Origin of the sequence: Pseudomonas sp. IT-P2, from assembly GCF_949767575.1 — a bacterium.
GTDB classification, from domain to species: Bacteria; Pseudomonadota; Gammaproteobacteria; order Pseudomonadales; family Pseudomonadaceae; genus Aquipseudomonas; species Aquipseudomonas pharyngis.
On the sequence record NZ_CATKQA010000048.1, the window covers coordinates 37,600 to 52,866 of the forward strand.

Below are 15,267 nucleotides of genomic sequence, written 5' to 3' on the forward strand. Positions count from 1 at the left end.
ACTTCATTGAGCTGATGGTGACTATCGACGCCAGCAATGAATGCATGTCGGTTTTGTGAGGGATGTTTTCGTGTTCGTTCATTGCCGTCACGTCGTTGCCTCAAACGACCTAGTCTGCTACCGATACAGTTGAATGACTGTTGCCTGTTGCTTTGCCGATCGGGGGATGAACGCGATCATGCTGAGTATTCCCAATGTTTAACCAGGTGAAATTTTGCACATAGAAAAAATCAAGTTCAGTGCGTTACGAGGTGTCATTTTTCATGTCGGTAATGACATGTTCGGAGCCGATGCCGGGTTTCTTGATTTGCCAAGCGCTCATTTGGAACAGATCAATGTTTTCGGAGGACGAAACGGGTCGGGCAAGTCGACGCTGCTAGATGTGGTGCGGGCCCTATCCGAGCCTCGATTGTTTCAAACGCTTAAGCGCTCAGCGTTGAATCAGCAAGTCTTTCACGGCATGGACCTCACTTTCAGGGGAGGGAACACGAAATACCCTAAGTCTCCTTCTCCACTGGTTCTGCACGTGGAGTTTGAGTCTTCCCGCACACCACCGGTTCTGGCATTGCGCGTACTTGATCGGGCCAATCACGATGAAATAATTCTGGACGAGCTCTATTCAAGGATCCTTCCTGCAGGAATGACGATCACCGAGGTGAATAAAGTTAACCAGATCGTAGACAGAATGGGGGTTGTTATCGGCTATTGGCGCGGGCCTGAACAGGTTTGTTTAAGCAAAGACTTTGTCGTCGCGTTGAGAAGTATTCTGTCCGAGTTGGCCGGGGTCGACGAGGTGGAGCTCTCGTCTGCCGCTGACTTGCGAAATACCGCTTCTGTGAATTTGAGGCTTTCTGCCGATCCGACCATTGCTCAAGCGGTTCCGTTTGAATATCTGCCGTCAGGCTGGAAGGCTGCCTCAGGTTTGCTGGCATGGGTCAAGAAGCAAAACAATGGCGCTATTTTGGTTATCGAGGAGCCAGAAACTCATTTGCATCCGCGCCTTCAACGCGTACTGGCAATGAAGCTGGCCGCACTGGCCAGGAAAAAGGATCTGCAATTGCTGGTCTCATCGCATTCCTCGGTATTTCTCAGCCCGGAGGTTTGGAAATCTACGGATAGGAAGCCAGCAGTTGACGTTGCGCATTTTCATGTCGACGGCCAGCACATCCGTGCCTTGCATGGCCCTCGTGTAGAGAACTCACCGCAGCAGTTATTGAACGAACTGGGTGTGCGCGCCAGCGATCTCTACCAGGCGAATTTCGTGATTTGGGTAGAAGGTCCGTCGGATCGCATCTACATAAAGTACTGGTTGGAGCGTTGGTGTCAGACGAACAGGCAAAAATCCCCCTTGGAGAATGTCCACTATTCGTTTGTTTTGTACGGTGGCTCTGTCCTTTCTCACTATCAGGCGAATGAAATTCTGAAGGTCGGCCAAACCATTTCCATGCTGAGCATCAACAGGAACTCGTTCGTGGTTGTTGATTGTGATCATGACTTCAAATTTGACCAGGGCGTGCGTGTTCGTACCCGGGATGAGTCTTCGAAATACAAGATTCTCGATGCACTGAGTGAGGACAGAACCTGGATTACCCATGGTTACACCGTGGAATGGTACTTACCGCGCAAGTTCGGCAAGTATTTGATCAGAAAAAAGGACGGGACCATCGCGATCGGTACGGCGCTGACCAAAGTCGAGCTCGCAAAAAAATATGTGAAGGCTACGGCGAGTAGCGGTTTTCGCAATCTCTTCAAACGTAATCAAGCCAACCCGATCAACGAGATCGCAAAGATCTTCCAACTTATCAACGATGCCAATAAGTGAATGTCGGATGGGCTAGCCTGAAAGCCGACTAGCGCGCCAGCGGCCGAATGCACAGCTCTCCGGTGGCGCGGGTCAGGGCCAGATCATGCAGCGCATCGCGGGTCAGACCGGTGCGTGCCTTGGCCAGCCACACCGGGCAGTTCGGATCTTGACGGTAGGGCGCGAAGTCGGCGTATTGCTGCAACAGACGGGCTTGCAACTCGTCCAGACGCGGGCGAATCTGTTTGCCCAGATCCGGGCGCGGCGTGTCCGGCGCGGCACCGGCTGCCTGCCACTGTGCGAGCAAACCGTACTGCACCAGTTTGTTGGCCTCCATCTGTGCGGCGATCAACTGCGCGACATCTTCCGGGTCGAGCTTGCGTTCGGCGGCCAGCTTGCGGGCGTTGTCGATCACCTGCGCCTCACGGGGACTGTCCTGGATCGGTTTGCCGCTGTCCCATTTGGTCAGGGCAACGAGGTCGCCAATGTTCAGGCGTTCGTTCAGGGTTGCCACTAAAGGTTGCAAGGATTCGTGTGCGGCACCCGTTGTGGCGGCTTGCGTGGTATTAGTGACCAGCACCAGGAGCGTGCAGGCGAGCAGGCGTGGAGATTGAAGCATGATAAATTCTCGAACGTTGTAGAGTTGGAAGAGCGTCATGGTCGAGTATTGGCATGGAGTCAGCCGGTGTTGAAAGTACTTTTTATTTGTAGCCAGAATCGTTTGCGCAGTCCGACCGCCGAACAACGGTTCGATGATTGGCCCGGCGTGGAAACTGCGTCGGCGGGTACCGATCGCGAGGCGGATGTCCCGATCAGCCCTGAACTGCTGCATTGGGCTGACCTGATTTGTGTGATGGAGCCAGCCCATCGCAAAAAACTTTCCAGTCGATTCCGCTCGGCGCTGGCGAACAAACACGTTGTTTGTCTGCACATACCGGATGAGTACGAGTATATGGAACCAGCGCTGATCAAATTACTGGAAGAGAGCGTTATTCGGTATTTACCCGCTTGAATTTCAGTTCAGGCACCCATGCATACCGAGCTTCGTCATGACGACCGCAGAAACCCAATGATGCTAGAAGCCAACCTTCATGCACTCATGGCAGGTGATCGCGCACGCATGCAAATTCTTGAGATTGTAAGAGGATTGCAGTTGCGTGATTGCTGGGTCGCCGCCGGATTCGTACGTAGTCTGGTCTGGGATCATCTTCATGGGCGGGCGTTCTCTGCGTTGCCTTCTGATGTAGACGTCATTTGGTACGACTCGGATGACGCAAGTCCAGAGCGTGACGCGCAGTTGGAGTCATTGCTAATGACGCTGGACAGCAGCATAAGTTGGTCGGTCAAGAATCAGGCAAGAATGCATCAGCGTAACGCAGATCAGCCCTATGCTTGTGCAACCGAAGCAATGATGTTCTGGCCTGAGACGGCCACAGCCATAGGCGTCAGACTTGGTGCCAACGGCGTTATTGAAATAGCTGCACCCTTGGGCCTGCAGGATCTGTTTTCCCTCGTTGTCCGCCCTACGAGCAGGTTCCTCGCCGAGAAGCATTCGATCTATCTGGAGCGCGTCCGCGCCAAGTGCTGGCATCTTGATTGGCCGCTTTTGCAGATCATGATGGAACGATGAACTCAGCTTCGTCCGCTTTTAATCAGACAGAAAAACCTTCACCGCTATTACCTCCGACAAGTCTCAAAACATCTAGCGTAATATCCAGGCAATCCTCCACCCGAGACGGACCTCAATGCAAACCCCCGCTCAATCCCCCCTCTGGAAAACCTACCTGCTGTTCCTGGCCCCGATGGTGCTGTCGAACTTCCTGCAATCGATGTCGGGCACGGTCAACAGCATCTACATCGGCCAGATGCTCGGTACGCAGGCGCTGGCGGCGGTGTCGGGGATGTTTCCGATCATTTTTTTCTTTATCGCGCTGGTCATCGGCCTGGGTGCCGGGGCAGGGGTGTTGATCGGTCAGGCGTGGGGCGCGCGTGAGTCGCACATGGTCAAGGCGATTGCCGGGGCGACGCTGTTGCTTGGGGTATTGATCGGGCTGGTGGCGGCGGTGCTGGGCAGTGTGTTTGCGCGTCAGGCCTTGCAGGGTTTGGGTACGCCGGCGGATGTGCTGGACGATGCGGTGGCCTATGCCCGGGTGATGATGTGGACCTTGCCGTTTGTGCTGGTGTACGTGCTGTTCACCCAGTTGTTACGCGGGGTGAGCGACACACTGTCGCCGATGTTGGCGCTGCTGCTGTCGACCGTTGTCGGGCTGGCGCTGACTCCGGCGTTCATTCGCGGCTGGATCGGCTTGCCGCAACTGGGCATCCAGAGCGCGGCGGTTGCAGGTCTGGCCGGTACGCTGGCGTCGATGGCGTGGCTGTCATGGAGCCTGATCCGCAAGGGTCATCCACTGGCGCCGGATCGTGAGTTCTTCGCGGCGCTGCGACTGGACGGCGCAATTCTCGGCAAGGTGTTGCGTATCGGCCTGCCGACCGGGGTGCAGATGATTGTGCTGTCGCTGTCGGAGCTGGTGATTCTGGCGCTGGTCAACCAGCACGGCTCGCAGGCGACAGCGGCCTATGGCGCGGTGACGCAGATCGTCAACTACGTGCAGTTCCCGGCGCTGTCGATTGCGATCACCGCGTCGATCCTCGGCGCCCAGGCGATCGGTGCCGGGCGGTTGGAGCGAATGGGCCCGATCCTGCGCACCGGGCTGTGGATCAACGTGTGCCTGACCGGTGGCTTGATCCTGTCGGGTTACCTGTTGTCGCACTGGTTGCTGGGGCTGTTCCTGACCGAAGACTCGACCCGGGCGATGGCCGAGCACCTGTTGCACATCATGTTGTGGAGCCTGTTGATCTTCGGTTTCCAGGCGATCATCGGCGGCATCATGCGCGCCAGCGGCACGGTGCTGGTGCCGGTGGGCGTGGCGATCATCTGTGTGCTCGGTGTGCAGTTGCCGGCGGCCTACTGGCTGGACGGGCAGTTCGGTCTGCAGGGTGTGTGGATGGCGTTTCCGATCGCGTATCTGGGGATGCTGGTGCTGCAGACGCTGTATTACACACGGGTCTGGCAGCATCAGAAGATCGAGCGACTGGTGTGACGGGCCGGGCGGGCCTTGGTGGGCCTTGGCGGGGCTGGCGCAAGTGCCGGATGTTTGCTTAAGTCATTCGAGCCCCATCGGGCGCCGGAGCATTGCATGTCGATTCGATTGTTGTGGGCTGCCGCGTGTTGCCTGATTGTCGTCCCTGCTGCGCAGGCGGTGGAGTACACCCGCGTCAACACCACCGCCAGCCAGATCAGTTTCACCTACAACCAGATGGGCTCGCGGATGTACGGCACGTTCGGCAAGTTCGATGCGACGCTGGATTTCGACAGCGACAATCTCGCCAATGCCCGCACCACGCTGCACATCGACCTGACCAGCATCGACGCCGGCAGTGAGGACGCCAACACCGAGCTGGTGAAACCGGCATGGTTCGACACCGAGAAATTCCCGGTGGCGGTATTCGAATCGACCCGCTTCAGCCCAGCCGGCGACAACCGTTATCTGGTTAACGGCCATCTCACGCTCAAAGGCATCACCCGTGAGGTGCAGGTGCCGGTGCAACTCAAACCCGACAGCAGCATCGGCATTTTTGACGGCGAACTGGTGCTCAAGCGCGACCAGTTCGGGCTCGGTGCAGGGGAGTGGGCGGACACCGTGGTGTCCAAGGACATCGACATCAAGTTCAAGGTCGTTGCCCCCGCGCAGTGACCGACCTCAGTACGCTCGCCAATGCCCTGGCATCCAGCGCCATTGGTTGCCGGCCCAGCGGTAATGCCCGGCAACCCAGTGATAACCCGGCGCAGGCATGACCGGAACCACCTCAACGATCGGTGGTGGCCGATGCGGGCGAACCGGTTCGACGACACAGCCCGAGAGGGTGATCGCTACCAGCGCGGCAGCGAGCAAGGATTTGATGGTTTTCGCGGAACGCAGAACGTTCATGGCAACTCCTCAAGGCGTGCGTCGGGAAATGAACGCAGCTGAAAAATTGGACGCCAAATCGGCGAAAGATCCGTTCTCGGGCAGATGAAATTTTTGTCAGGCGTGCACAAGGTATGATGTCGCGGTTCGCCGGTCGCTCAACTCGCCCGGCAACCTGTGTTTTACCGTTGGAGTCCGCCCGCCATGCCCCGCATCACCCACTACAAATCCCCATGCCCCGAAGGCGTCAACAGCCAGATCCTGCAGATGGTGGTCGACTATCTCACCGACATCAGCGCCATCGGGCTGGGTCCGAGTAACCTGCTGTACAACGTTTATCAGTACGCGGTCGGCTACGAGGTGCATCTGTATCTGGAGGCGTTGAACGGCGAGAAGGGCACCGAGGTGGAATTGCTGGTGGCCACCGACGACGATGATCCGGAGCAGGTGATCGGCTTCCTGTTGTATCTGCCGGTGCAGGGTGATTGGGAGGCGTGCAACGTGGCCTATCTGGCGGTGCGCGAAGGGCATCGGCGTCAGGGTGTGGCCCGTTCGTTGATCGCGGACATGGTGGCGCGTTACCCCCATGCCGAGCTGACCTGCAGCGTCGGCAAGGTGCCGTATTTCGAGGCGCTGGGCTTCGAGGTGCTGGGCCAGCTCGAAACGCAGGTGCTGATGAGCACTCGGCATTACCGCAGCAACGGGCTGCGCGGTTTTATCGACACGACGCCAATCTACCGTTCGCTGGAAGTGCAGCAGATCCACACCTATCTGCTGCAAAAGCACGGCAAGCGGGCGATGCTCGATGCCGAGAAACAGCGCGATCGGCATCTGGATCAGGTCACCCGCCGCACTGAAGAATTTGTTCGTCAGCGCCTGACCGTTCACTGATCCCTTCTCTTTGAAACGACGAAAGCCCTTGTTGCGATCAGCGCAGCAAGGGCTTTTTTGTGCCGGTGATTTCAGGACAGTTTCACGTTCATGGTGATTCGCGCCGTGAACACTTTCTTGCCTTCGGCGTCGTGAACATCCACTGGCACGATCTTGTCGCCTTCGGTCTGCCAGTCCAGCCCTTCGCCATTGGCCACGGCGGTCACGTCGGTCTTGGCCTTGGCCAGGTATTCGACGGTCATGCCCTTGGGAATCCAGCGTGCGCCAGCGGGAATCGACACGTCGGTCATCATCCCGGCTGCCAGTTCAGCGGCGTTGCACAGGGCGATGGCGTGGACGGTGCCGAGGTGGTTGGTGATCTCGCGGCGAAACGGCACTTGCACCTGCGCGGAACCTGCCCGCAACTCGGTGACCAGTGGGTTGATGGTGCTGAAATAGGGAGCGACCTGGCAGGCCATCTGGCTGAACGCCTGGGAACCGACACTGTTGAACATGCTGAGAAACTGACTCATGGGTGGAGCCTCGCGGTTAGGGGTTTTACAGAATCATGTTCCGTAACAGAATATTATTCTGTAACGGAACGGTATTCTGTCTGCGGGAAATCTGTCAACCTGTGCGCGTTTCGATCACCGGCACGGACGTGCCCTTTACCCGGATTTTCAAGGCCCATGGACACCGCAGATCTACTCGAACGCAGCTACCCCGGCCGCCGCGCCGAACTCAAGCGCGACATCTTTCGCAAGGCCCTGCGCCTGTTCAACGAGCAGGGCATCGAGGCCACCACCATCGAAATGATCCGCGCCGAATGCGACACCAGCGTCGGGGCGATCTACCACCACTTCGGCAACAAGGAAGGGCTGGTGGCCGCGCTGTTCTTCACTGCGCTGGAGGACCAGGCGCGCCTGCGCGACGCCTATCTGGCCGACGCGACGACCACCGAAGAGGGCGTGCAGGCGCTGGTCTACAGCTACGTGGATTGGGTCGAGAACCAGCCGGAGTGGGCGCGGTTCCAGTATCACGCGCGCTATGCCGTGACCCGGGGCCCGCACAAGGACGAACTGGCCGAGCGCAACAAGACCCGCAACCTCGGCTTGCGTACCTGGCTGAGCGAGTCCGGGCGCGCGGCTGAACTCAACGAGTGCCCGGCCGAGTTGTTGCCGTCGCTGATCGTCGGTCAGGCCGACAGCTATTGCCGCGCGTGGTTGTCCGGGCGAGTGCAAGGCAGTCCGAAGGCCTATCGCGAATTGCTGGCTCAGGCCGCGTGGCGTTCGATCCGCCGTGAACCCGAACGCTGATTTTCCGAGACAAAAAAAGAGCCTCAAGACTCTTTGATGGGGAGGAAGTAGAGCCCGCGAGGCTCAAGATGCGCATGAAGCCAGGTGCAGGCTTGATTGGGGTTCAGAGCACCCGCACCTACGCAACGGCTTGGCGGACCAAGCGACTGCGTAGTTCCATCGTAGGAAGGTGGGGGGATGCGCTCAAGTACCGTCAGTCACCTGCCAGGATGGCGCGGGCGGCGGCTCTTTCGACCATCGCAATGATGGTTGCCAGCAGCTCGTCACGGGCCTGTTCGGCGCTGATTTCGTCGGTGGCTGCCGCTTGCGACAGCGCTTCGGCGGCGCCGAGCATGGCGCGTAATCCTGCCTGACCGATCTCTGCGCCTTCAGCGAAAGGTGAGAGCACGCTGCGGCACTTCTCCAGGAAAATCGCCTCGTATTCGCGCTTGATCCTCTCCAGTTCCGGCGTGCTCGCCAGGGCGGCGATCACTCCCGGAATCTCGTTGCCCTGGGTCAGCACGCAATCGACATACGCCGTCGCAATCACCGTCGCAATGCCGTTCAAGGTTGCTTCGGCGTTGGCCAGCGCGGCGTCCATCAGCGCCGTCTGGCGTCGGTCGAAATCCTGATACAGCGCCGCGAGCAGACCGGCGCGGGTGGTGAAATGGTCGTAGACCACCGGTTTGGTCACGCCGGCCTTTTCCGCCAGATAGCCGAGGGTCAGGGCATCGGTGCCTTCTTCGCGAATCAGTTGCCAGGCCATGTCGAGCAACTGGCGCTGGCGATCTTCCCGGGACAGGCGGCGACGGGGTTGTGTGTGTTCGGGGATTTCAGTGGTTGACATTACTTATATACCAAACGTAACTTACTGAAGGTAACTTACTAGTAGTAGCTTACCAATCGTAGCTTTTCGCAAGGGTAAGCCCTTGGTCAGCAATCACCAACCGGAGATTTCCCCATGCACGCATTGATTGTTGTAGATCACGATGATCCACGTTCGCTGACCCGCGCGTTGGCGCAACAGATTGCCAAAGGCCTGTCGGAAAGCGATCCATCCAGCACCTTCGAAATCGCCGACCTGCACGCCGAAGAATTCGACCCACGCTTTGGCGTGGCCGACTGGGCAGTGCATCACCGCGAATCCGCCCCACCCGCTGATGTACTGGCCGAGCAGGCACGCATCGACCGCGCCGACGTGCTGGTGCTGGTCTATCCGGTGTTCTGGTGGTCGATGCCCGCTTTGCTCAAAGGCTGGATCGACCGGGTATTCAGCAATGGCTGGGCGTACGATTTCGACGGCGACAAGACGCTGAAAAAACTCGGACGATTGCGCGTACACCTGGTCGGACTCGGCGGAGCGGATGTGCGCACTTACGAGCGCCACGGCTACGGCGCGGCGATGAAGACGCAGATCGATCACGGCATTTTCGACTACTGCGGGGCGACAGTGGCGGGCTCGGCGTTGTTGCTGGAGTCCGAGTCGAGCGATCCTGCGGTGCAGCTGCAGGCGGCGCGCGAAATGGGCCTCGGACTATTCCGCTGAAACCGGCGAGGAAGTTATTCAGTGCGCTTGAAGACTAGCGCCTTCAGACCGCTTTCCGGGTCGATATCCGGAAACTCCGGTGGATTCTCCAACCGCTGCTCGAAGCGCAGGCTCGGTGCCTCTTGGGTCACACCATCAATCAGGAAGTCCGAACCGAACGAAGGATCGTTCATGCACGCCAGCACCGCGCCCTGCGCCGTGAGCAATTCCGGCAGACGACGCAGCACGCGCTGGTAATCCTTGGTCAGCAGAAAACTGCCTTTCTGGAACGACGGCGGGTCGATGATCACAAGGTCATACGGGCCGCTGTTGATCACCTTGCCCCAGGACTTGAACAGGTCGTGGCCGAGGAAACTCACCTTGCTCAGATCATGCCCGTTCAACCGGTGATTGTCGCGGCCCCGGCTCAGCGCGGCGCGGGACATGTCGAGGTTGACCACATGGCTGGCGCCGCCCTCGATGGCCGCCACCGAAAAACCGCAGGTGTAGGCGAACAGGTTCAGCACCCGTTTGCCCGCCGCCTGTTCGCGCACCCAGTTGCGCCCGTAACGCATGTCGAGGAACAGCCCGGCGTTCTGCTTGCGGCCCAGATCTACGCGGTATTTCAGGCCGCCCTCGACGATGGTCATTTCGTCGATTTCTTCACCCAACAGCCATTCAGCGGTGCTCTGCGGCAGGTAACGATGCTGGATCAGCAGAGTGTGGGCACCGGACTGCTGCCATGGCGCCGAAGCGGTGATTTCCAGCAACAGACGCTTGAGGTCTTCCAGCTGCGAAGTCTCGGGCTCCTTGAACAACGACACCAGCACCACGCCTTGCAGCCAGTCCACGGTGACTTGCTCCAGCCCCGGCCAGCAACGCCCACGCCCATGGAACAGGCGCCGGGTTTCGGCCGGGGCCGACGTCAGCGCGTTGAGCAGGTGGGTATGGAGAATGGCGAGGGCTTGAGGGTTCATCAATCAGGATCGGCCAGCAAAAGGGCGCGCATTTTAACCGCAATAACGCGTCGGTGACTGCCCGTCGAACGGGTGTTATCGAAAAGAGCTGTATCAAAAATGAATTTCTGTAGAAGGCGCTGCTCATACCAGATAAGCAGCGGGATCAAGCCGCTAAATCGTTCATGCAATTCAGGGAGTGCCAGTTCATGTGTCCAATTTCGACGTCGAGCGCGCACCTTCCTGGCGGATTGATTCTGGTAGTTGAGGACGATCCGTTGATTCTGGAGTTTCTGTGCGAAATTCTTCAGGAGGAAGGTTTCAAGGTCGAGCCGCAGACCAGTGCCGATGCGGCCTCGCAATATCTGGAAGAGCACGCGCCGGAAGTGGCGCTGCTGCTTACCGACATCACCATGCCCGGCACCCTTAACGGCGCGGACCTGGCCAATCTGGTCGGCGATCGCTGGCCGGACAAACCGGTGATGGTCATGTCCGGTTATGAAACGCCGGAAACCTCAGGGGTGAAACATCCGGTAGCGTTTATCAAGAAGCCTTGGGCAATCGGCCAGTTGCTCGATTGCGTGGACAGTGCGTTCAAATCCAGGGCGCCGCGTCTGCACTGAAGCGTCCCGCAAGTGCTACATTGCCGGGCATCGTTGCCCGGCCCCTTGCGAGGAAGTGATCTTTTGTCAGCTCACGAGACTGTTTTCAACCGCGCGTTCGGCGCGTTCCTGTTCGACATGGACGGCACCGTCCTCAACTCCATCGCCGCCGCCGAGCGGATCTGGTCCGCCTGGGCCGTGCGGCACGGGGTGAACGTCGAAACGTTCCTGCCGACCATCCATGGTGTGCGCGCCATCGACACCATCACGCGTTTGAACCTGCCGGGCGTGGACGCCGAGGCGCAAGCGGCGTTCATCACCAAGGCGGAAATCGAAGACGTCGAAGGCATTGTCGAAATCCCCGGTGCAGCGGCATTTCTCAAGTCGTTGCCGGCGGATCGCTGGGCCATGGTGACCTCGGCGCCACGGGATCTGGCGTTGCGGCGGATGGCGGCGGCGGGAATTCCTGAACCGGTGGTGATGATCACCGCTGAAGACGTGAGCGCCGGCAAACCGGATCCGGCCGGTTATCGACTGGCGGCCAAACGCCTGGGCCTGGAGCCGGCGGACTGCCTGATTTTCGAAGACGCCACCGTCGGCATCCAGGCCGCTGAAGCCGCTGGCGCGCCGTTGATGATCATCACCACCACTCACCAGCATCCGCTTGAAACTGCACACGCGACCATCGCCAGTTACCGCGACATTGCGCTGAGCATCGACAGCGACGGCCAGCTGCGCCTGCAACCTCAATAAACCCCGGGCACCAGTCGCCAGCTGCGGGCGCAATAGGCGTCGTATTCGGCGCCGAACTGTGCGCGCAGCAGGGCCTCTTCGGCGTGGATGCGGGCGATCAGCGGGATCAGCGTCAGCGCCGCCAGCAACAGGCCGACCACCGAACGAAACGCCAGTGCCCAGCCGATCGCATTGATCACCAGCCCCAGATAACTGGGGTTACGCAAATGTCGATAGATCCCTTCGGTAACCAATCGGTGCCCCGGCTGAATCGCCACCAACCCGCTGAACCGATGGCCCAGCACAAACACCGGCCATAAACGCAATCCGCCGCCGACGATAAACAACAGCGCTCCCAGCCAACGGGTGCCTTCGCGGCCGATGGTCCAAAAGCCGATGCGGTCGCAGTAAGCCGGCAGAAAGGCACTGACCAATCCGATTACGGCGAACGCCGGAATCACCCAGCGATTGGCCCGGTCCTCGCGCTCGCCGGTGCTCAGATTCACTTCCGTGAACAGCGACGCCACCACCATGGCCAGCGTGGCCAGGGCCACCACGACCAATGCGCCGTGAGAAAAAAACACCGCCACGCCACCGATGCCCCACATCGCCAGGCCCAGATAGGCGAGGGTGGCGAGCACGGCGACCACGGTCATTTGCGCAGACATTTTCATAGGCACCTCACGGGCTGTTCCGTTCAGTGTAGATCCCGGCACGATCCCCGGCGTTTAGCCGCTGGCAACGGCGTATGGAGGATCAACGGCGTGCGGGATTTCACTGGAGGTGGCGTATCTTGACCTCCCGGCGCTGGCGGGGGCACGGGATGTGGTGATCATTGTTTGTGGCGGGGTAAGTATCAGTGCGCAACTGGTGACGGGGTGGGCGCGGTTGGGGGCTTGAGCGCAAGCGGAAGGTATTCACCTTCGACCAATAGTCAGCACCACCGCCATTCCCGCGAGAGAGGTCTATCCTAGGCGAAGCCCTTTTTCGTGCCTACGGTGACCCGCGATGATCAATCTGGCCACGGCCCATCTGCTCACGGACTACAAGACCTGGGCCAATCAGCGTCTGTTCGACAGCCTGCAAGCGCTGCCGGCGGGGGAGACGACGAGGGAGCGCAAGACGGTTTTCAAAAACATGATCGGTACGCTGAACCACATCTACGTGGTCGACCGGATCTGGCAGGCGCACCTCGAAGGGCGCGAGCACGGTTTCACGACGTCCCATGATCTGGTGCACGCCGACCTCGGCGAGTTGCGCCAGGCCCAGCAGGAAGTCGATGGCTGGTATCGCACCTGGAGCGCGCAGCAGACCGAAGCCTCGCTGAACCGCTCGATCGATTTCAAATTTGTTTCCGGCGATGGCGGCACCATGAACGCCGGGGCGATCCTGATGCACGTGATCAACCACAACAACTACCACCGTGGCTGGGTGGTGCAGATGTATTTCGAGATCCCGCAGATGCCGCCGATGACCGACCTGCCGGTGTACCTGCGCGAGGTCGATCCGGGGTTCAAGGGGATCAGTGCGCCTGTGGCGGAAGCGGCGCCGACATGTGATGGGCAATCAGCGAGCGCAACCAGCGTTCCGCCGGATCGTTGTCGTTGACCCCGTTCCAGACCATCGACAGCTCCGAAGGCACGATGTCGAACGGCGGGTCGTCGGCGCGCAGCACGCTGCTGCCTTCGACCAGCGCACAAGCGGCGAAATCCGGCACGGTGGCGAGCATGTCGGTGCCGGCCAGAATCGCCCGCAGCGGAGCGAATTGCGGCACTGCCAGCACGACACGACGTGCACGGTTGATTCGCGCCAGATCGCTGTCGATGGCACCGCCCAGATCGCCGGAAAACGACACCAGCGCATGGGGCCGTTCGCAGTAGTCGTCGAGGGTCAGCGCGCCGGGACGATCATCGCCGCGCAGGATCTTGCAGCGCAGGTCCCGCAGTTTTTTGCGTTTGGCATTGGCCGGCAGCTCAGTGGTGTAACTGACGCCGACGGAAATCTCCCCGGACGCCAGCATCGACGACATCAGCAGGAAATTAACCCGGCGGATGACGACCACCACGTCCGGCGCTTCCTCGCGCAATTGCTTGAGCAGCGGCGGCAGCAGGCCGAACTCGGCATCGTCCGACAGACCGATGCGAAACACGTCGCGGCTGCTCAGCGGGTCGAAATCCTTGGCCCGGCTGACCGCGCCGGAAATGGTGTCCATCGCCGGCTGCAATTCCTTGAGGATCGCCAGCGCCCGCTGGGTCGGCTCCAGCACGCGACCGTTGCGCACCAGCAACGGGTCGTCGAATAGGTCGCGCAGTTTCGCCAGTGACGCACTGACGGCGGGCTGGCCGAGGAACAGCTTTTCCCCGGCGCGGGTCAGGTTCTTTTCGAACATCAGGGTTTCGAAAATCACCAACAGATTCATGTCCACGCGACGCAGGTCATTGCGGTTCATGCCGGAAGACTCGCTGGTTTTTTGAGTCTTTTCAGTAAAGCAGCAAAGTCTTGCGCTGTCGGGTCACTGGGCGGGATCGACGCCGGTCAATACCTTGCGAAACGTTTCCACCAGCGGCCGCAGGTTGATCCGGTGCCAAGCCGCCCACAACGGTGTGGTGAACGCCAGCCACGGTACTTCCCGCAGCACCACGCCCGGCGGTGCGTTGTGGCTCAGGCCTTTCTGGATCATCGCGATCCCCAGACCCGAAGCGACCAGCCCCAGCGCGGTAAACGGCTCGGTGGCCTGCATCCGCACATCCGGGGTGAAGCCTGCGCGGATACAGGCGCTGACGAACTCATCGTCAGCGCCTTGGCGTGGCTGCACGCCGATCCATTCCTGATCGGCCAGATCCGCCGGGGTCAGCGATGCCAGTTGGTTCAGCGGGTGATGTTCGGGCAGCGCCAGCAACATCGGGTCGTCCAGCACCTGGAAGCCCAGCAGGTCAGGGTCGTCGATCGTCGGCGGCTCACTGACCAGCGCGATATCGAGGCTACGCTGACGCAGGCCTTCCAGTTGTTCGGCAGAACTCAGGTTGTACAGCGCGACATGCACGTTAGGCCGGTCGACCCGCAGTACGCGCAAGGCATTGGGCAAAACCCCGGCGTGCATCGCGTTCTCGATGTAGCCGATGCACAGGCCGCCTTCTTCGCCACGGCCCAGGCGTTTGCCGAGGGATTCCAGGCGATTGGCGTGGGTCAGCAGGGCGCGGGTTTCGGCGAGAAAGGTCTGGCCGTCGCGGGTCAGGCGTATGCGCTGCTGGCTGCGTTCGAACAGGGTCAGGCCCAGGCGTTCTTCGAGCTGGGCGATCTGTCGGCTCAGGGGCGACTGGGAAATGTGCAGGCGCTCGGCGGCGCGGCCGACGTGTTCTTCCTCGGCGACGACGACGAAGTAGCGCAATTGGCGGATGTCGATCATGTCAGACCTTCAGGGACTCAAGTGCTGCTGATTATGTCTTGGACGGTCTGAGTGGCGCAATCTAGGATCTGCTCAACGGTCAACACCGACCACGAACTACGAGGACAGCATC

General features: G+C 59.9%; 19 protein-coding genes and 1 pseudogene. 12 read left to right on the forward strand and 8 right to left on the reverse strand.

All coding sequences use genetic code 11. The annotated features are described in order from the left end of the window. The first annotated feature begins 214 nt into the window (after positions 1-214). Positions 215-1,822: an ATP-dependent nuclease gene (locus tag ACM6JM_RS27535; protein WP_039767345.1), complete on the forward strand. Its 1,608-nt coding sequence runs from the start codon at positions 215-217 to the stop codon at positions 1,820-1,822. Between the two features lie 28 nt (positions 1,823-1,850). On the opposite strand, the gene ACM6JM_RS27540 is transcribed toward ACM6JM_RS27535, so the two are convergent. Beyond that, positions 1,851-2,420 (reverse strand): chorismate mutase, encoded by a 570-nt coding sequence (locus ACM6JM_RS27540; RefSeq protein ID WP_414882795.1) that lies wholly within the window; start codon positions 2,418-2,420, stop codon positions 1,851-1,853. A 66-nt stretch (positions 2,421-2,486) separates the two neighbouring features. On the opposite strand from ACM6JM_RS27540, the gene ACM6JM_RS27545 reads away from it, so the two are divergent. The 4 genes from ACM6JM_RS27545 to ACM6JM_RS27560 all read left to right on the forward strand — a co-directional run bounded on the left by ACM6JM_RS27545 (position 2,487) and on the right by ACM6JM_RS27560 (position 5,556). Beyond that, complete coding sequence (locus tag ACM6JM_RS27545) at positions 2,487-2,813, forward strand: low molecular weight protein tyrosine phosphatase family protein (RefSeq protein ID WP_414882871.1); 327 nt, start codon at positions 2,487-2,489, stop codon at positions 2,811-2,813. A 57-nt stretch (positions 2,814-2,870) separates the two neighbouring features. Next, on the forward strand, positions 2,871-3,431 hold the full coding sequence (locus tag ACM6JM_RS27550) for a nucleotidyltransferase family protein (protein WP_039767341.1): 561 nt from the start codon (positions 2,871-2,873) through the stop codon (positions 3,429-3,431). A gap of 115 nt (positions 3,432-3,546) precedes the next feature. Next, the gene (locus tag ACM6JM_RS27555) at positions 3,547-4,902 is read left to right on the forward strand and encodes an MATE family efflux transporter (RefSeq protein ID WP_074688883.1); all 1,356 of its coding nucleotides are present in this window, start codon (positions 3,547-3,549) and stop codon (positions 4,900-4,902) included. Between the two features lie 96 nt (positions 4,903-4,998). Beyond that, entirely contained in the window at positions 4,999-5,556 is a 558-nt protein-coding gene (locus tag ACM6JM_RS27560; RefSeq protein WP_163975791.1) for a YceI family protein, read from the forward strand. A 6-nt stretch (positions 5,557-5,562) separates the two neighbouring features. Here the strand turns inward: ACM6JM_RS27560 and ACM6JM_RS27565 are convergent, their stop codons facing one another. Continuing rightward, a complete protein-coding gene (locus tag ACM6JM_RS27565; protein ID WP_039767335.1) occupies positions 5,563-5,790 on the reverse strand; it encodes a YXWGXW repeat-containing protein in 228 nt (75 codons plus the stop codon). Between the two features lie 183 nt (positions 5,791-5,973). Between ACM6JM_RS27565 and ACM6JM_RS27570 the strand changes: the two genes are divergently transcribed. Beyond that, positions 5,974-6,660 carry a GNAT family N-acetyltransferase gene (locus ACM6JM_RS27570; protein ID WP_039767333.1) on the forward strand — a complete coding sequence of 229 codons (687 nt, stop codon included), beginning with the start codon at positions 5,974-5,976 and terminating at the stop codon, positions 6,658-6,660. Positions 6,661-6,731: 71 nt separating this feature from the next. On the opposite strand, the gene ACM6JM_RS27575 is transcribed toward ACM6JM_RS27570, so the two are convergent. Then, entirely contained in the window at positions 6,732-7,172 is a 441-nt protein-coding gene (locus tag ACM6JM_RS27575) for a hotdog fold domain-containing protein (protein ID WP_011334899.1), read from the reverse strand. Between the two features lie 156 nt (positions 7,173-7,328). Here ACM6JM_RS27575 and ACM6JM_RS27580 point away from each other — a divergent pair, with 156 nt between their 5' ends. After that, positions 7,329-7,955 carry a TetR/AcrR family transcriptional regulator gene (locus tag ACM6JM_RS27580; protein WP_074688878.1) on the forward strand — a complete coding sequence of 209 codons (627 nt, stop codon included), beginning with the start codon at positions 7,329-7,331 and terminating at the stop codon, positions 7,953-7,955. Positions 7,956-8,148: 193 nt separating this feature from the next. Here the strand turns inward: ACM6JM_RS27580 and ACM6JM_RS27585 are convergent, their stop codons facing one another. Beyond that, a complete protein-coding gene (locus tag ACM6JM_RS27585; RefSeq protein WP_414882796.1) occupies positions 8,149-8,781 on the reverse strand; it encodes a TetR/AcrR family transcriptional regulator in 633 nt (210 codons plus the stop codon). 114 nt (positions 8,782-8,895) lie between these two features. Here ACM6JM_RS27585 and ACM6JM_RS27590 point away from each other — a divergent pair, with 114 nt between their 5' ends. Then, complete coding sequence (locus ACM6JM_RS27590) at positions 8,896-9,480, forward strand: NAD(P)H-dependent oxidoreductase (RefSeq protein ID WP_074688876.1); 585 nt, start codon at positions 8,896-8,898, stop codon at positions 9,478-9,480. 14 nt (positions 9,481-9,494) lie between these two features. On the opposite strand, the gene ACM6JM_RS27595 is transcribed toward ACM6JM_RS27590, so the two are convergent. Next, positions 9,495-10,436, reverse strand: a complete 942-nt coding sequence (locus ACM6JM_RS27595; protein ID WP_074688874.1) for a class I SAM-dependent methyltransferase — start codon at positions 10,434-10,436, stop codon at positions 9,495-9,497. 188 nt (positions 10,437-10,624) lie between these two features. Here ACM6JM_RS27595 and ACM6JM_RS27600 point away from each other — a divergent pair, with 188 nt between their 5' ends. Together ACM6JM_RS27600 and ACM6JM_RS27605 are read left to right on the forward strand one after the other, a co-directional pair. Next, positions 10,625-11,038, forward strand: a complete 414-nt coding sequence (locus ACM6JM_RS27600) for a response regulator (RefSeq protein WP_039767308.1) — start codon at positions 10,625-10,627, stop codon at positions 11,036-11,038. A gap of 63 nt (positions 11,039-11,101) precedes the next feature. Next, positions 11,102-11,770: an HAD family hydrolase gene (locus ACM6JM_RS27605; RefSeq protein ID WP_103385931.1), complete on the forward strand. Its 669-nt coding sequence runs from the start codon at positions 11,102-11,104 to the stop codon at positions 11,768-11,770. Here the strand turns inward: ACM6JM_RS27605 and ACM6JM_RS27610 are convergent. Then, entirely contained in the window at positions 11,764-12,423 is a 660-nt protein-coding gene (locus ACM6JM_RS27610) for a methyltransferase family protein (RefSeq protein ID WP_039767303.1), read from the reverse strand. The genes ACM6JM_RS27605 and ACM6JM_RS27610 overlap by 7 nt on opposite strands. A gap of 88 nt (positions 12,424-12,511) precedes the next feature. Between ACM6JM_RS27610 and ACM6JM_RS27615 the strand changes: the two are divergent. Then, a pseudogene (locus ACM6JM_RS27615) lies at positions 12,512-12,649 on the forward strand (pyridoxal-5'-phosphate-dependent protein subunit beta); the annotation flags it as partial. A gap of 108 nt (positions 12,650-12,757) precedes the next feature. Then, the gene (locus ACM6JM_RS27620) at positions 12,758-13,357 is read left to right on the forward strand and encodes a DinB family protein (protein ID WP_414882797.1); all 600 of its coding nucleotides are present in this window, start codon (positions 12,758-12,760) and stop codon (positions 13,355-13,357) included. On the opposite strand, the gene ACM6JM_RS27625 is transcribed toward ACM6JM_RS27620, so the two are convergent. Then, entirely contained in the window at positions 13,272-14,198 is a 927-nt protein-coding gene (locus ACM6JM_RS27625; protein ID WP_039767299.1) for a LysR substrate-binding domain-containing protein, read from the reverse strand. The genes ACM6JM_RS27620 and ACM6JM_RS27625 overlap by 86 nt on opposite strands. A 63-nt stretch (positions 14,199-14,261) precedes the next feature. After that, the gene (locus ACM6JM_RS27630) at positions 14,262-15,155 is read right to left on the reverse strand and encodes a LysR substrate-binding domain-containing protein (protein ID WP_414882798.1); all 894 of its coding nucleotides are present in this window, start codon (positions 15,153-15,155) and stop codon (positions 14,262-14,264) included. Positions 15,156-15,267 lie beyond the last annotated feature (112 nt).

Coding starts and splice junctions, on each gene's coding strand:
- ACM6JM_RS27540 (WP_414882795.1), bottom strand. CDS start 2,420: ATGCTTCAATCTCCACGCCTGCTCGCCTGCACGCTCCTGGTGCTGGTC.
- ACM6JM_RS27550 (WP_039767341.1), top strand. CDS start 2,871: ATGATGCTAGAAGCCAACCTTCATGCACTCATGGCAGGTGATCGCGCA.
- ACM6JM_RS27555 (WP_074688883.1), top strand. CDS start 3,547: ATGCAAACCCCCGCTCAATCCCCCCTCTGGAAAACCTACCTGCTGTTC.
- ACM6JM_RS27560 (WP_163975791.1), top strand. CDS start 4,999: ATGTCGATTCGATTGTTGTGGGCTGCCGCGTGTTGCCTGATTGTCGTC.
- ACM6JM_RS27565 (WP_039767335.1), bottom strand. CDS start 5,790: ATGAACGTTCTGCGTTCCGCGAAAACCATCAAATCCTTGCTCGCTGCC.
- ACM6JM_RS27570 (WP_039767333.1), top strand. CDS start 5,974: ATGCCCCGCATCACCCACTACAAATCCCCATGCCCCGAAGGCGTCAAC.
- ACM6JM_RS27575 (WP_011334899.1), bottom strand. CDS start 7,172: ATGAGTCAGTTTCTCAGCATGTTCAACAGTGTCGGTTCCCAGGCGTTC.
- ACM6JM_RS27580 (WP_074688878.1), top strand. CDS start 7,329: ATGGACACCGCAGATCTACTCGAACGCAGCTACCCCGGCCGCCGCGCC.
- ACM6JM_RS27585 (WP_414882796.1), bottom strand. CDS start 8,781: ATGTCAACCACTGAAATCCCCGAACACACACAACCCCGTCGCCGCCTG.
- ACM6JM_RS27590 (WP_074688876.1), top strand. CDS start 8,896: ATGCACGCATTGATTGTTGTAGATCACGATGATCCACGTTCGCTGACC.
- ACM6JM_RS27595 (WP_074688874.1), bottom strand. CDS start 10,436: ATGAACCCTCAAGCCCTCGCCATTCTCCATACCCACCTGCTCAACGCG.
- ACM6JM_RS27600 (WP_039767308.1), top strand. CDS start 10,625: ATGTGTCCAATTTCGACGTCGAGCGCGCACCTTCCTGGCGGATTGATT.
- ACM6JM_RS27610 (WP_039767303.1), bottom strand. CDS start 12,423: ATGAAAATGTCTGCGCAAATGACCGTGGTCGCCGTGCTCGCCACCCTC.
- ACM6JM_RS27620 (WP_414882797.1), top strand. CDS start 12,758: ATGATCAATCTGGCCACGGCCCATCTGCTCACGGACTACAAGACCTGG.
- ACM6JM_RS27625 (WP_039767299.1), bottom strand. CDS start 14,198: ATGAACCGCAATGACCTGCGTCGCGTGGACATGAATCTGTTGGTGATT.
- ACM6JM_RS27630 (WP_414882798.1), bottom strand. CDS start 15,155: ATGATCGACATCCGCCAATTGCGCTACTTCGTCGTCGTCGCCGAGGAA.